Raw genomic sequence first — 13,600 nt, 5'->3', positions numbered from 1 at the left:
GGTAAGTCTTATACCAAGTATAAAATAAGTCAATTCATTAATGTTTTGGTATTAGATATAAAAAAACACCTTAAAGATAAGGTGTTTTTTTGTTTTCAGGATTAGCATTAATCCTTAAAAGCATACAAAGCTAGTTTGAATTAAAAAGCTGAAGTATCTGTAAATAAACCTACTTTTAAGTCTTTAGCGGTGTAAATTACTTTTCCGTCAACCGCCACTGTACCGTCAGCAATACCCATAAATAATTTACGCTTAATTACACGTTTAAAGGTAATGGTATACGTTACTTTTTTAGCTGTAGGTAATACTTGCCCAGTAAATTTAACTTCTCCCACACCTAGCGCACGACCTCTACCTGGTCCGCCAGACCATGCTAAGTAAAAACCGACTAATTGCCACATGGCATCTAGGCCTAAACAACCCGGCATTACTGGGTCGCCTTTGAAATGACAATCGAAAAACCATAAGTCAGGGTTTATATCAAGTTCAGCAATAATTTCACCTTTACCGTGTTCACCGCCGTCTTCATTAATTTTTATGATGCGATCCATCATGAGCATGTTGTCAGAAGGTAACTGGCTATTGCCTTCACCAAACATTTCACCCGTACCTGCTTTTATTAAATCTTCTTTAGTGTAAGCGTTTTTTTGTTCCATGATTTAGGATCCCAACTTTTGATTACTTTAATATTAAATTTTAGGGCGCTACTTTAGCGAACACTTGTACACTAAACAACTCTGATTTGTTAAAAAACACATTTTTATTGCCTTTTTTAAGGTTATGCGTAACCATATTGCCTATTGTAGGGGATAAATAGGTTGTGTTATGACTGAAGTGGTTAAAAAAAAGGCGATGACAAACGCTGAAAAGCAAAAAAAGTATAGAGAAAGACAAAAAGAAAAAGGTAAAAGAGAGATGCGGGGTTACTTATCTCAAGAAGCATTAGAATGTTATCAATTGATATCAGAGCAAACACAATGGTCAGACAGTATGATCATGAGTAATGCCGTTCGGTTGACTTACGCAGCATATAAAAATGGTCAAATTGGTTTATTAAACAGTTGGCTGACTAAAAATAAACTATAATTGTATAATGTATTCACGTTGGTTTTTATTTGTTTTCCGAAAAATCTAATAATTTTATTGTGTTACATTAAATTTTACTTATACTCTAGTTGGCTATGATTTATTCTTTTTTAATCCTATATTTATAGGTTGAGGTGTTAGTGCATTGATTAATGTTTTACTTGTTGATGATCATGAATTAGTAAGAACGGGGATCCGTAAAATTCTTGATGAAGTAAAAGGACTTAAGGTGATCGGTGAAGCGTCTACGGGTGAAGAGGCTGTTCAATTTTGCCGAAAAAATGAACCTGATGTTGTTTTAATGGATATGAATATGCCTGGTATTGGAGGCTTAGAAGCGACTAAAAAAATTATTCGTTATTCTCCTGATATTAAAATTATTGTGTTAACTGTTTATACTGAAGACCCCATTCCTACTAAAGTTATGCAAATTGGTGCTGCTGGTTATTTAACTAAGAGTGCTGGACCTGATGAAATGGTTAATGCTATTCGTGCGGTTCATAGTGGCCAACGATACATTACACCTGATATTGCGCAACAAATGGCGTTAAGTCAGTTTAAGTCTTCAGAAGAAAACCCGTTTAATTTATTATCTGAAAGAGAATTGCAGATAATGCTAATGATAACGCGTGGTGAAAAAGTTCCAGATATATCTGAACAATTAATGTTAAGTAGTAAAACGATTAATAGCTATCGCTATAGAATGTTTGAAAAACTTAATGTGGGTAATGATGTAGAACTTACTCATTTGGCTATACGACATGGAATGTTAAAAACTGAAAAGCTATAAACTTGTCTGAAAATACTTCTTTAGAACATTCAACTTTTGATCATAAATCCTTTTTATCCTCTGTTAGTGAACAAGCAGGGGTATATAGGATGTATGATCAAAAAAATACTATTATCTATGTTGGCAAAGCTAAAAACCTTAAAAAAAGGTTAGCAAGCTATTTTAGAAAAGATGTAGGCAGTAATAAAACTAAAGCTTTAGTCAACCGTATTAATGTTATTGATGTAACAGTAACGCACACGGAAGGTGAAGCGTTAATTTTAGAAAATAACTACATTAAAAAATACCAACCTAAATACAATATTCTTTTAAGAGACGATAAGTCTTATCCTTATTTACTGATCACCGATCATAAACATCCTAAACTTGGTTTACACCGTGGTGGTAGAAAAGTTAAAGGTGAATACTTTGGCCCTTATCCTACTGTAGGCGCAGTGTGGGAAAGCTTAAGGTTAATGCAGAAGCTTTTTCCGTTGCGACAATGTGAAGACAGTTATTATAGAGCGCGTTCTCGTCCGTGTTTACAGTTTCAGTTGGGACGTTGTTCAGCGCCTTGCGTCGATCAAATTTCGCAAGAAGAATACGGCGAGCAAGTTAAGTTAGCTAAGTTATTTCTTAGAGGAAAAAACTCAGACGTAATCAAAGAGCTTGTTCATAAAATGGAAGTGTCTAGTAGCCAACTCGAATTTGAAAAAGCGGCTAAATATAGAGATCAAATAGCGACGTTAAGAAAAGTACAGCAACAACAATATGTAAGTGGTATAGCGTCTGAACTAGATGTGGTTGGTTTACACCGTATTAGAAATTTAGCCTGTATTCATATTTTGTTTATTCGCGACCAAAAAATATTAGGTAGTAAAAGCTATTTTCCAACGGTGCCTCTTGATACGGAAGATAGCGAAATTATTGAAGCCTTTATTAGTCAACATTATTTAGGTGATGATCTTAAAGCAGCGCGTATACCTAAAGAAATTGTTATTCCTCATGCTATTGAATCAATTAAAGAACTTAAAAAGTTGTTAAGCGAACAAGCTGAAAACGACGTGAAAATTTCACACAATGTTCGATCGGAAAGAACACAATACTTAAAACTGGCTCAAACCAATGCCACTAATGCATTATTAACTAAAAACAGTGAAAAAGAGTCCATTCAAGCGCGTTTTGCTGCATTGAATGAAGTATTTGAACTAACGGGTGGTATAAATCGCTTAGAGTGTTTCGATATTAGCCATACGATGGGGCAACAAACTGTCGCGTCTAATGTTGTGTTTGATCAAAACGGTCCTTTAAAGAGTGATTACAGGCGTTATAACGTGCATGGTATTACACCCGGTGATGATTATGCGGCTATGGCATTTGCTCTGAATAAACGTTATTTGAATGCAAGTTTAGAAAAAATGCCTGATATTGTTTTTATTGACGGTGGTAAAGGGCAGCTGGCAGAGGCTGAACAATTTTTTGCTGAATTAAAACTTGATAAAACACCGTTACTTGTTGGTGTGGCAAAAGGGGAGTCGCGTAAGCCTGGATTAGAGACGTTAATTTTAGCGGGGAGTCATCAACTTATTTCTTTACCTGCAACATCTCCAGCTTTGCATTTAGTACAGCATATTAGAGATGAGTCGCATCGGTTTGCTATTGCTGGTCACAGAGCAAAACGTCAAAAAGTTAGTAAAAAATCAGCATTAGAATCTATTGAGGGAATAGGCGCTAAAAAAAGACAAGCCTTATTAAAGTATTTAGGTGGAATGCAAGAAGTATTAGCAGCTGATATTGAAACCTTAACTAAAGTTCCAGGTATTAGTAAGGTACTGGCTCAAAATATTTATGATGCTCTGCATGACAATTAAGTCTTAATCTGTGTAAAATGATATCTTTCAAACGCTGTGAAAATAAAAGTAGATTATGTGGACTATTCCCAATCAAGTTACCTTATTTAGAATTATATTAATTCCTGTTTTTGTTCTAGTTTTTTACCTTCCTATTTCTTGGAATCATTTTGGTGCTTTTGTTGTTTTTTGGTTTGCCGCCATTAGTGATGCTGTTGATGGTTACTTAGCTCGACGTTTAAATCAATCTTCAGCTTTTGGTGCATTTATCGACCCCGTTGCTGATAAGTTAATGGTTGTTTGTGCACTTGCTATGTTAATAGAAGATTATAATGTGTGGTATATCACTATATCTGCAGCTTTAATGATTTCTCGCGAAATATTTATCAGCGCCTTACGGGAATTTATGTCTTCACGCGGAAAAAGAGATGTTATTGCGGTATCTAATTCAGGTAAATATAAAACGGCTGCTCAAATGTTAGGCATTATGGGACTTATTTGGCAACCGACTTATGATATTCCTTTTATTTTATTCGATATTCCTCAAGAATTTTTCATGTTTTTAACTTATAGCTTTTATTTTGTTGCAACAATTTTAACTTTTACGTCAATGTGGAGTTATTTTAAAGCAGCTTGGCCAGAGCTAAAAGCTAAATAATAACCATATTTTGTAAGGTATTAGCTAAAAAAACACCATTTAAGCCGCTTTTTGAGCACTTGAAATAAATTTAGGATTTAAGTGTTGACTCATCATAATATCAATGTAAAATGCGTTTCCAGTTGACAGGGAGTCAACAGATGAAGCGGCTGTAGCTCAGTTGGTAGAGCATCACGTTGCCAACGTGAATGTCACGAGTTCGAGTCTCGTTAGCCGCTCCAATTTCTCTTAAGAGAATATATAAGGAAATACTACTCAACTCGTAGTGAATGATTTGGCGGGTTGGCAGAATGGCTATGCAGCGGATTGCAAATCCGTGGACCTCGGTTCGACTCCGGGACCCGCCTCCATAATGCCCGGGTGGTGGAATTGGTAGACACAAGGGATTTAAAATCCCTCGCTCATAGAGCGTGACGGTTCAAGTCCGTCTCCGGGTACCATTTCATTATTGCAGGTTGGGTAAAGACTACATATTGGCGTATGTAGGTGTTTGAAAAGTAAAAGATGTGCGCGGCTGTAGCTCAGTTGGTAGAGCATCACGTTGCCAACGTGAATGTCACGAGTTCGAGTCTCGTTAGCCGCTCCAATCTTTTACAAAATGTTATAAGTTTACTTATGATGTGAAGCGGCTGTAGCTCAGTTGGTAGAGCATCACGTTGCCAACGTGAATGTCACGAGTTCGAGTCTCGTTAGCCGCTCCAACTTCCATTTTACGATGGAGTAGGGAACCAATCTCTACTATAAAAAATGCTTTTCCCGATGCCCGGGTGGTGGAATTGGTAGACACAAGGGATTTAAAATCCCTCGCTCATAGAGCGTGACGGTTCAAGTCCGTCTCCGGGTACCATCTTCATTTCTTTGAAGTGTAAATATACTATTTTAGTTAAAATTCATATTAAATAAATTTATCTTTATTTAATATAAGTAGGGAACCAATCTCTACTATAAAAAATGCTTTTCCCGATGCCCGGGTGGTGGAATTGGTAGACACAAGGGATTTAAAATCCCTCGCTCATAGAGCGTGACGGTTCAAGTCCGTCTCCGGGTACCATATTTTACAGAAAAGACATTTTTATTATTTTACTAAACGATTATAACTCTTAGCCGTTGACAGCTAATATCATCTCGCTACAAATCTTATTTACACTCTACTATTCAAGCTGTATCAGTTCCGCTAATTCATTTATCCTTAATATAATACCAACTTTCAAAAACTTATTGAGCAAGCTGGTATTATTCATGAAAGTAGTATGATTTTAAATTATGTCATGGTTACAAATTCTTCAGCTGACGTAGGATGGATAGCAATGGTATTATCAAAATCTGCTTTAGTTGCTCCCATTTTCAGCGCAACAGCAAAACCTTGTAATAACTCGTCACTACCAAAACCAATAGAATGAATGCCTATTATCTTTTCTTCTTTACCTAAACATACAAGTTTCATACGAGTAGGGTCTCGATAGTCTTCAGTTATCGCTTGATAAAGTGCTGTAAATTGCGAGGTATATACTTTCACATTTTCTTCACCGTATTTTTCAATTGCTTCAGGTTCAGATAAACCTACGGTACTAATAACAGGGTGACTAAATACTACCGTAGCTACGTTATTGTAATCTAAATGCAGATCAAGTTTATTATTGAATAGTCGTTCTGATAAACGACGCCCTGCGGCAACGGCTGTAGGGGTTAATTGAATACGTCCGGTGTTATCACCCACAGCATAAATATTATGAATATTTGTATTTTGATATTTATCGGTTGGAATAAAACCCTGTGCATCGGTTTCGATACCAGCCGCTGCTAAGTTTATTCCATCGGTTGCGGGTATACGTCCTATCGCCCAAATAAGTTTGTCGACTGGACCTAATGATTTCCCATTAGTAAAGTGGATCGTTACTTGCCCGTCATCATGTTTTTCAATACGTTTTGGAGTCGAGTTTTTATGAAGAGTAGGGCCATGTTTAGCCATTTGTTCTACCAATGTATCACTGAGCATAGGATCAAAGCTGCGTAAGGGTTTATCTTTACGAATAACTAAATCTGTTTTTGTTCCTAACGCATGAAAAACACCAGCAAGCTCAACGGCAATATAGCCAGCCCCCACGACGACTACACTTTTAGGTTGTTCTGTTAAAGCAAAAAAGCCGTCTGAATCTATTCCGTATTCGGCACCTTCAATATTTGGGATCTGTGGGCGTCCGCCAGTAGCAATTAAAATATGGTCGGCAGTGTAAATTTTTCCATCAACATTAAGTGTATTTTTGTCAATGAATTTGGCAAAACCTTTAATTAAAGTAACCTTGTTTTTTTCAAACCCTCTTCCGTAAGCTGCATGTATTCGTTGGATGTACTCTTCACGGTTTTTTACCATTGTTGACCAGTTGTATCCGTTGTTAACTACCTTAAAACCATAGTCAGCAGAGTATTTTAATGCATCGGCAATTTGTCCTGCATACCACATAGCCTTTTTTGGCACACAACCTACGTTTACACAGGTTCCCCCAACAGTTTTGGCTTCTATTATAGCTACTTTTTTACCATGTAAAGCTGCTCGGTTAGCAGAGGCTATACCTCCGCTTCCGCCACCAATAGCGATATAGTCAAAATGCTGTGTCATTACGTTTCCCCTAAAATTATAAATTAAATAAAAGTTACTGAGTAAGAACCAACAATTATTGATTATCAAATAAACTAAACTAAAGTTAAGTTGGTGTAACAAAAAGATATCACGTTATCACTGACCTATTATTGAATGGTTATATAGCCTACTCAGCTTAGTGCAATAGATAAAATAACTAGCATATTGTCAATCACCTTCAAATAATATTCATGGTCTGGTAACTACATATCATTTTCATACTAAATGCCGAATATATTAGATTAATGGTAGTTAAGACATATTGCATGTTTGAAACTAATAAGAATTCTATAAAACTCTATCGGGGAATAAAAAGAATGAAAATAATAAAAATATCAAAACAAATTATTACAAATGTAGGATATGGATTGGCGCTATCTGCTACATCTATAGCGGTTAATCAGGCAATCGCTCAGGAGACTGAAGACACTTCAAGAGTTAAGGCTATAGAAGTTATTCAAATCAATGCAACTAAAAGACCTGCCACGATACAAGATGTACCCGTATCGGTTGCGGCTGTAACGGCTGATACTATAGAAAAAGTCGGTATAAACGATGTTGAAGACTTATCTATTCTAATACCTAACTTTGAAATTAATAGTGCTGGTATTCTTCCTAATCTTTATGTACGTGGTCTAGGCGGCGGAACATCTCACTCTATTGAACAGTCTGTTGGGCGTTTTGCTGATGATGTATATATTAGCCGCGCGGCAATTAACCTTCATCCATTAATGGATGTTGATGCGATAGAAGTACTTAGAGGGCCTCAAGGTACTTTGTTCGGGAAAAACACAGCGGCTGGTGCCATGATTTTACGAACAGCTAACCCTGAAAGTGACTTTAGCTACGGGTTAGATCTTTCAGCCAGTACATTTGAAACTAATGGTGGAACTAAAGAGATTTCTGGTTTTGTAACTGGAGCCCTTAGTGATACCGTTGATGGTCGATTAGCAGTAATGTACCGTGATAAAGAAGGTTATTACATTAATACAATGGATGGCCCTGACGGAGCTGATCGTAAAGATTATGGTGTACGTAGCAAGTTTGCTTGGCAGGCCTCTGATCAAACTACCGTAAAATTAAAATTAGAATATTTTAAACTTGAGGAATTCGGTTCTGATGCGGCTGAAATCAATGCCTTAGGTGGGCCTCCATTACAAGTATGGCAAAGTTTAGCTAATGCATCTGGAGCTGATGGTAGCACAATAACTGAACCTGCTTTAGATTGGGTAGTACATTATAATTGTGGTCCAGCATTAGATGTAATTACAGGTGAAGATAATGGCTCATTCTGTCCATCTCGCGACCAAGAATCTACAAACGTAACATTAAATGTGGATCATGAATTTGACGCAGGTACCTTAACTTTTGTTTCTGCTGTGCAAAACTATGAATACTCACATAAATTTCATGGTTTAGACATGGGGCTAGCAAATCTATTTAGAGCCATTCGTGAAGAAGAATATGACGGTTTTAGTCAAGAAGTTCGCTTCACTTCATTAGAAAGCGATACGTTTGATTATATTGTTGGATTTTATTACGAAGATAGTAGTCTAGCGCGTGATCAAACGTCTCATTTTAACTTGCCCGCTCTTGGTGGAGCAAAAATCACAGAAGAAGAACCATGGACTCAAGATACAGAAACCTTTGCTGTTTTTGGTCAAGCTCGATGGAAATTTACTGATGATATGACCTTTATTTTTGGTGGTCGTTGGGCAACAGAAGAAAAAGATTTTGCCTTTAGACGATACATAAATGAGTACCAAACTCAAAATCTTTTACACCCAGATGAGGGAGATGAAGTTAATCGCACTGAAACTCACAGCGAAAGTAAATTTACACCATCATTTACCTTTCAATGGGAGCCAACCGACGACATAAACCTTTTTGCTACTTATTCTCAAGGTCATAAAACGGGTGGATTTAGTGATCGAATTGATGAACAGGATGCTGAAATTGAATTTGATCCAGAAGTTGTAACTAGCTTTGAAATTGGTAGTAAAAGTTCATGGTTAGATGGTACGTTAAATTTAAACATTACAGCATTTAGTATGGATATTGAAGGTCTTCAACTTGCTACTCAGTTAGCCGGTTCTGTAGCGCAATTTACTGTAGGAAATGCAGCCGATAGTACAAGTGAAGGGGTAGAGCTAGAACTCATGTGGTACGCTCATGATAACTGGACTTTCGGTGGTAACTTCGCTTATACCGACGCGACTTATGATTCTTTTGTTGGTGCAGCTGATTGTGATGACTCTTTCCGTAACTCAAGTGGTGTATGTGATTTAAGTGGTCAACCGTTAATTTACGCTCCAAAAACTAAAGGTGCAGTATTTGCTGAGTTTTATGTGGATGATATTTTTGATGGCTTTTGGGACTTTAGTGCACGTACTGATATAGCCATGTCAGGCGATGTATATACTGATATAACGTATAAACCCACCGTTAAACAAGACTCTTATGAAACGTACAATGCAAGTATGCGCTTTATTTCGCCAGATGAAGATATTGTTATTTCGTTAGTAGGTAAAAACTTAACAAACGAGAAAATAATGGCTTGGGGCGTACCTTCAGGGCCTAACATTCTTGCGGCTATGTCGCCTCCTCGTGAAATTATGCTTAAAGTGAAGTTTCGTTACTAATAAGTAGAGCATTAATATAAGAATTAAGGCTTTGAATCATGTAAATTTTCAAAGCCTTAATTTTAATAAACGAGTTGAGGTATTTATGCCTATTATTACACCTACTTATAAACCCGTTACTGAGTTGAAAGGGTTGCATTTATATCATGCAGGAATTTCTAATTGTTCTATGCGAGTACGTATTGTGCTCGAAGAAAAAAAACTTGCTTGGGTAAGTCACCATCTAGACTTAGTGAAGAGAGAACATATAACTGAAGAATACTTTGGTATTAACCCTAATGGGGTTGTTCCAACACTTGTTCATGATGGAAAAGTGATTATAGAGTCTGACGATATTATTGAATATTTAGATGCTCAATTTCCTGAAGTTCCGCTCTGTCCTAAAAATTTAAGTGATTTAAATACTATGAAGTGGTGGTTGAGCTCTGCAATTGAAATTCATGTAAAAGCAATTAAAACGTATATTTATTATAAAAAAATACGTGGAAAAATGCAGATGAGTAAAGAGCAAGAACAAAAATATAAAAGCTTACAAACTAACACTGAATTACTAAGATTTCATGATGTTAGTAGCAGTGATAATGGTTTTTCAGACGAAGAAATCAATCAAGCAGAAAGCATTATAAAAGATTTTTTTTATAAAGCTAACGAGATATTAAAAGATCAAACGTGGTTGGCAGGGGAAAGTTTTTCCTTAGCTGATGTCGCGTGGGTCCCATTACATTTTACATTAAAAGGCGCAGGTTTTTCTTTTAATGAATTTCCCGAAGTTGAAGCGTGGGCTGAAAAAATAGCCGTGCGTGAAAGTTTTAAAAAAGGTGTTTTGGACTGGTGTCCAACATTTTAGCTCAAAATTTAAGAGGAAAAGTTATGATCGATTTATACCATCATGGTTCGTCAGTATGTGCAGCAAAAGTTAGATTTGCATTAACTGAAAAAGAAGTACAAGTAGACAACTCTCATTATATTGACATATTGAAAGGGGAACAGTTTACCGAAGAATATATGAAAATAAACCCTAAGGCGGTAGTGCCTTCACTTATTCATGATGGTCAAGTGATAAATGAATCTACTGTTATTTGTGAATATGTTGATGAAGTGTTTCCTGGTCCTAATTTGAAACCTAAATCGGCTTATGATCGTACACAAATGCGAATATGGACAAAAGCTGTTGATGAACAATTACATCCTGCTTGTGGTGAACTTACTTTTGTATGTTGCCATCGCCATATTATTAGACGTTTAGGTGAAGAAAAATTAAAAGAATTTTTAAGTAGTACACCTGATCAATCAGTAACTTCTAAGTGGAAAGAGCGTAAAAAACAAATCGTAGTAGAAGGATTTGAAGCTCCAGGCATTGAAGATACCATAAGACTTTATGATGGCTATTTAAAGAAAATGGAAGAAGCACTAACTCATAATACTTGGTTAGCAGGTGAAGAGTTTTCTTTAGCTGATATTGCTTTAACTCCTTATATAAACCGCTTAGATATGTTGAGCATGTCGGGTATGTGGGAAAATGGACGTTTTCCCAAAGTAACCCAATGGTTCAATAACATTAAAAGCAGACCTAGTTTTAACTCTTCATTTCTAGAGTGGTGTCCACCAGAGTTAACAAAAGATCTTGCAGATTTTGGTGCTCAGAGTTGGCCAGATGTAAAACGTATAATCGGTATGTAGTTATATTAATGAACTGAAAATGTAGGTGATAAAATGAAACAATTTGAAGGAAAAGTAGCCGTTATTACAGGGGCAGCTCAGGGCATAGGAGCTGCTTATGCCAAAGGTTTAGCTTCACAAGGTGCAAAAGTAGTTTTAGCCGATGTATCTGACCCAAAAGATGTTGTAGACGAGATCATTGCCGAAGGTGGCGAAGCATTAGGTTGTATAACTGATGTAACTAGTAACGACTCTCTTAATGATCTAGTCGCTTTAACTGAAGCAAAGTTTGGGCCTATTGAAATATTAATTAATAATGCAGCAATATTTGCGAGTTTAACACTGAAACCGTTTACTGAAATCTCGGAAGATGAGTGGGATTTAGTGATGAAAGTAAATGTTAGAGGGCCTTTTCAGTGTGCTAAAGCAATAGTACCTAGTATGCGTAAAAATGGTCGAGGAAAAATTATAAATATTTCTTCAGGAACCTTTTTAAGAGGTGCTCCAATGTTCAGCCATTACGTAACATCTAAAGGAGCTATAGTTGGACAAACTAGAGCTTTAGCGGCTGAATTGGGCCAAGATAATATTCATGTTAATTGTATTTTAGTTGGCTTAACTGAAAGTGAAGGTGTAAAAAATCATCAGCAATTAGGTAAAGCAAAAGCACCAACGTTGGCAGCTAGAGTAATAAAGCGTGAAATGTTACCTGAAGATCTTTTAGGTACGCTTTATCATCTTGCTAGTGAAAGTAGTGATTTTATTACAGGACAATGTCTGAACGTAGACGGCGGTGCGCTAAACTACTAATAATATGTTGGAGAAAAACATGAGTAAATTTAATACTGGTAATCTAAGTGAAAATTATGATGGAATTTGGATTGATAACAAACCAGTAGAAGCGTCTGATGGTGGAGTATTTGATGTACTTAACCCTTTAGATGATAGCCTATATAGAAAAGTAGCAGAAACTACGGTAACGGATGTTGATACTGCAATTCGTTCAGCACATGAAGCATTTCAAACATATGGAAAAACAAGCGCTAAAGAACGTGAAAAATTACTTGTTAAAGCTGCTGAATTATTAGATGAGCGTATAGAAGAATTTAAAGATATTTTAATCGATGAAGCCGGTTCTACTTATCGCAAAGCTACGTTCGAAGCAGAAAAGTCGGTAACATTTTTAAGAGCTGCTGCTGGTATGGTGCGTCAAGTTTCAGGGAAAACTTTACCTACCGACTACCCTGGTAAATTAAGCATGACATTACGTAAACCACGTGGTGTAGCCGCTGTTATAACGCCTTTTAATGTACCATTAATTAAAGCGGTTAGACTATGTGCTAATGCATTAGCTACAGGCTGTACTGTTGTTTTATTGCCATCAGAAATGACCCCTGTACTTGCATTGCGTTTTGCTGAATTATTAGCTGATGCGGGCTTTCCTGCAGGTGCTGTAAACGTAATACCTGGTAATGGTTTTAAAATAGGTGATAGCTTAACAACTCATCCATTAATTAAAGCGGTTACATTTACTGGTTCTACCGTTGTGGGTAAGCATATTCAAAAATTGTGTGCAGAACACAACAAGCCGGTAACACTAGAACTTGGTGGTAAAAGCCCATTAGTTGTTTTAGATGACGCTAATCTAAAAGAAGCCGTTACAGGGGCATTACGTGGTATTTTCATGCATCAAGGTCAAGCGTGTATTGGTTCAAGCCGTGTTTATGTAGAGAAAGGTGTTTACCCTAAGTTTATTGAAATGTATGCACAATTTGCATCTAAAATAGGGCGTGGTGACTTACGTGACCCTGAGACTATTATTGGACCAATTATAACACCAAGGCAACGTGAGCGTATCAAATCACATATAGACGATGCGGTAAGTAAAGGTGCAACTGTTGCAGCAGGTGGAACTTGGATTGGAAATCGTTGTGAACCAACCATTTTACTTAACGTGACAGAAGAAATGAACGTATGTAAAGAAGAGACGTTTGGACCTGTTGTTAGTGTATATGAAGTGGATTCTTTCGAAGAAGCATTAGCAAAAGCTAACGATAGTATTTACGGTTTAAGCTCCGCTATTTATACCAGCAATCTTCATAAAGCGATGGAATTTGCAAATTCTATTGAAGCTGGTATGTGCCATATCAATAGCCCTACAATATCAGATGAAGCACATGTACCGTTTGGTGGTGTTGGCGATAGTGGTATTGGTAGAGAAGGTACGGAAGCTGATATTGAGCTGTTTACTGAAATAAAATGGGTTACCATTCAAAATTAAGATGGAATAACATACTA

11 protein-coding genes and 7 tRNA genes are annotated in these 13,600 nt (G+C 36.7%); 16 read left to right on the top strand and 2 right to left on the bottom strand.

The annotated features are described in order from the left end of the window. Positions 1-140: 140 nt before the first annotated feature. Positions 141-656 carry a bifunctional 3-hydroxydecanoyl-ACP dehydratase/trans-2-decenoyl-ACP isomerase gene (gene fabA / locus ACM9HF_RS03255; protein WP_076419921.1) on the bottom strand — a complete coding sequence of 172 codons (516 nt, stop codon included), beginning with the start codon at positions 654-656 and terminating at the stop codon, positions 141-143. Between the two features lie 169 nt (positions 657-825). Between fabA and ACM9HF_RS03250 the strand changes: the two genes are divergently transcribed. From ACM9HF_RS03250 to ACM9HF_RS03200, 11 genes are all read left to right on the top strand, one after another. Continuing rightward, positions 826-1,086 carry a hypothetical protein gene (locus ACM9HF_RS03250; RefSeq protein WP_473614274.1) on the top strand — a complete coding sequence of 87 codons (261 nt, stop codon included), beginning with the start codon at positions 826-828 and terminating at the stop codon, positions 1,084-1,086. 145 nt (positions 1,087-1,231) lie between these two features. Then, positions 1,232-1,876 (top strand): UvrY/SirA/GacA family response regulator transcription factor, encoded by a 645-nt coding sequence (gene uvrY / locus ACM9HF_RS03245; RefSeq protein WP_473614273.1) that lies wholly within the window; start codon positions 1,232-1,234, stop codon positions 1,874-1,876. 2 nt (positions 1,877-1,878) lie between these two features. After that, on the top strand, positions 1,879-3,726 hold the full coding sequence (gene uvrC / locus ACM9HF_RS03240; RefSeq protein ID WP_473614272.1) for an excinuclease ABC subunit UvrC: 1,848 nt from the start codon (positions 1,879-1,881) through the stop codon (positions 3,724-3,726). Between the two features lie 55 nt (positions 3,727-3,781). Continuing rightward, positions 3,782-4,363 carry a CDP-diacylglycerol--glycerol-3-phosphate 3-phosphatidyltransferase gene (pgsA, locus tag ACM9HF_RS03235; RefSeq protein WP_473614271.1) on the top strand — a complete coding sequence of 194 codons (582 nt, stop codon included), beginning with the start codon at positions 3,782-3,784 and terminating at the stop codon, positions 4,361-4,363. 145 nt (positions 4,364-4,508) lie between these two features. Beyond that, positions 4,509-4,584: transfer RNA gene (locus ACM9HF_RS03230), tRNA-Gly, on the top strand. 55 nt (positions 4,585-4,639) lie between these two features. Then, a tRNA-Cys gene (locus tag ACM9HF_RS03225) sits at positions 4,640-4,713 on the top strand. 4 nt (positions 4,714-4,717) lie between these two features. Then, a tRNA-Leu gene (locus ACM9HF_RS03220) sits at positions 4,718-4,803 on the top strand. A gap of 70 nt (positions 4,804-4,873) precedes the next feature. After that, positions 4,874-4,949, top strand: a tRNA-Gly gene (locus ACM9HF_RS03215). Positions 4,950-4,988: 39 nt separating this feature from the next. Further along, a tRNA-Gly gene (locus ACM9HF_RS03210) sits at positions 4,989-5,064 on the top strand. A gap of 60 nt (positions 5,065-5,124) precedes the next feature. After that, positions 5,125-5,210, top strand: a tRNA-Leu gene (locus ACM9HF_RS03205). A 118-nt stretch (positions 5,211-5,328) separates the two neighbouring features. After that, positions 5,329-5,414: transfer RNA gene (locus ACM9HF_RS03200), tRNA-Leu, on the top strand. A gap of 210 nt (positions 5,415-5,624) precedes the next feature. Here the strand turns inward: ACM9HF_RS03200 and gorA are convergent. Continuing rightward, positions 5,625-6,980, bottom strand: coding sequence for a glutathione-disulfide reductase (gorA, locus tag ACM9HF_RS03195; RefSeq protein WP_473614270.1), 1,356 nt, complete (start codon positions 6,978-6,980; stop codon positions 5,625-5,627). Positions 6,981-7,318: 338 nt separating this feature from the next. Here gorA and ACM9HF_RS03190 point away from each other — a divergent pair, with 338 nt between their 5' ends. From ACM9HF_RS03190 to ACM9HF_RS03170, 5 genes are all read left to right on the top strand, one after another. Beyond that, positions 7,319-9,643, top strand: coding sequence for a TonB-dependent receptor (locus ACM9HF_RS03190; RefSeq protein WP_473614269.1), 2,325 nt, complete (start codon positions 7,319-7,321; stop codon positions 9,641-9,643). Positions 9,644-9,728: 85 nt separating this feature from the next. After that, a complete protein-coding gene (locus ACM9HF_RS03185) occupies positions 9,729-10,490 on the top strand; it encodes a glutathione S-transferase family protein (protein ID WP_473614268.1) in 762 nt (253 codons plus the stop codon). Between the two features lie 23 nt (positions 10,491-10,513). After that, positions 10,514-11,323 carry a glutathione S-transferase family protein gene (locus ACM9HF_RS03180; protein WP_473614267.1) on the top strand — a complete coding sequence of 270 codons (810 nt, stop codon included), beginning with the start codon at positions 10,514-10,516 and terminating at the stop codon, positions 11,321-11,323. 33 nt (positions 11,324-11,356) lie between these two features. Continuing rightward, complete coding sequence (locus ACM9HF_RS03175) at positions 11,357-12,112, top strand: SDR family NAD(P)-dependent oxidoreductase (RefSeq protein WP_473614266.1); 756 nt, start codon at positions 11,357-11,359, stop codon at positions 12,110-12,112. Positions 12,113-12,131: 19 nt separating this feature from the next. Then, positions 12,132-13,583, top strand: coding sequence for an aldehyde dehydrogenase family protein (locus ACM9HF_RS03170; protein ID WP_473614265.1), 1,452 nt, complete (start codon positions 12,132-12,134; stop codon positions 13,581-13,583). Positions 13,584-13,600: the final 17 nt, after the last annotated feature.

This window comes from Colwellia sp. RE-S-Sl-9 (genome assembly GCF_048296855.1).
Lineage (GTDB): Bacteria > Pseudomonadota > Gammaproteobacteria > Enterobacterales > Alteromonadaceae > Pseudocolwellia.
This window is presented reverse-complemented; position numbering and strand designations above follow the sequence as displayed.

Coding starts and splice junctions, on each gene's coding strand:
- ACM9HF_RS03175 (WP_473614266.1), top strand. CDS start 11,357: ATGAAACAATTTGAAGGAAAAGTAGCCGTTATTACAGGGGCAGCTCAG.
- fabA (WP_076419921.1), bottom strand. CDS start 656: ATGGAACAAAAAAACGCTTACACTAAAGAAGATTTAATAAAAGCAGGT.
- ACM9HF_RS03250 (WP_473614274.1), top strand. CDS start 826: ATGACTGAAGTGGTTAAAAAAAAGGCGATGACAAACGCTGAAAAGCAA.
- gorA (WP_473614270.1), bottom strand. CDS start 6,980: ATGACACAGCATTTTGACTATATCGCTATTGGTGGCGGAAGCGGAGGT.
- ACM9HF_RS03170 (WP_473614265.1), top strand. CDS start 12,132: ATGAGTAAATTTAATACTGGTAATCTAAGTGAAAATTATGATGGAATT.
- ACM9HF_RS03180 (WP_473614267.1), top strand. CDS start 10,514: ATGATCGATTTATACCATCATGGTTCGTCAGTATGTGCAGCAAAAGTT.
- ACM9HF_RS03190 (WP_473614269.1), top strand. CDS start 7,319: ATGAAAATAATAAAAATATCAAAACAAATTATTACAAATGTAGGATAT.
- pgsA (WP_473614271.1), top strand. CDS start 3,782: ATGTGGACTATTCCCAATCAAGTTACCTTATTTAGAATTATATTAATT.
- ACM9HF_RS03185 (WP_473614268.1), top strand. CDS start 9,729: ATGCCTATTATTACACCTACTTATAAACCCGTTACTGAGTTGAAAGGG.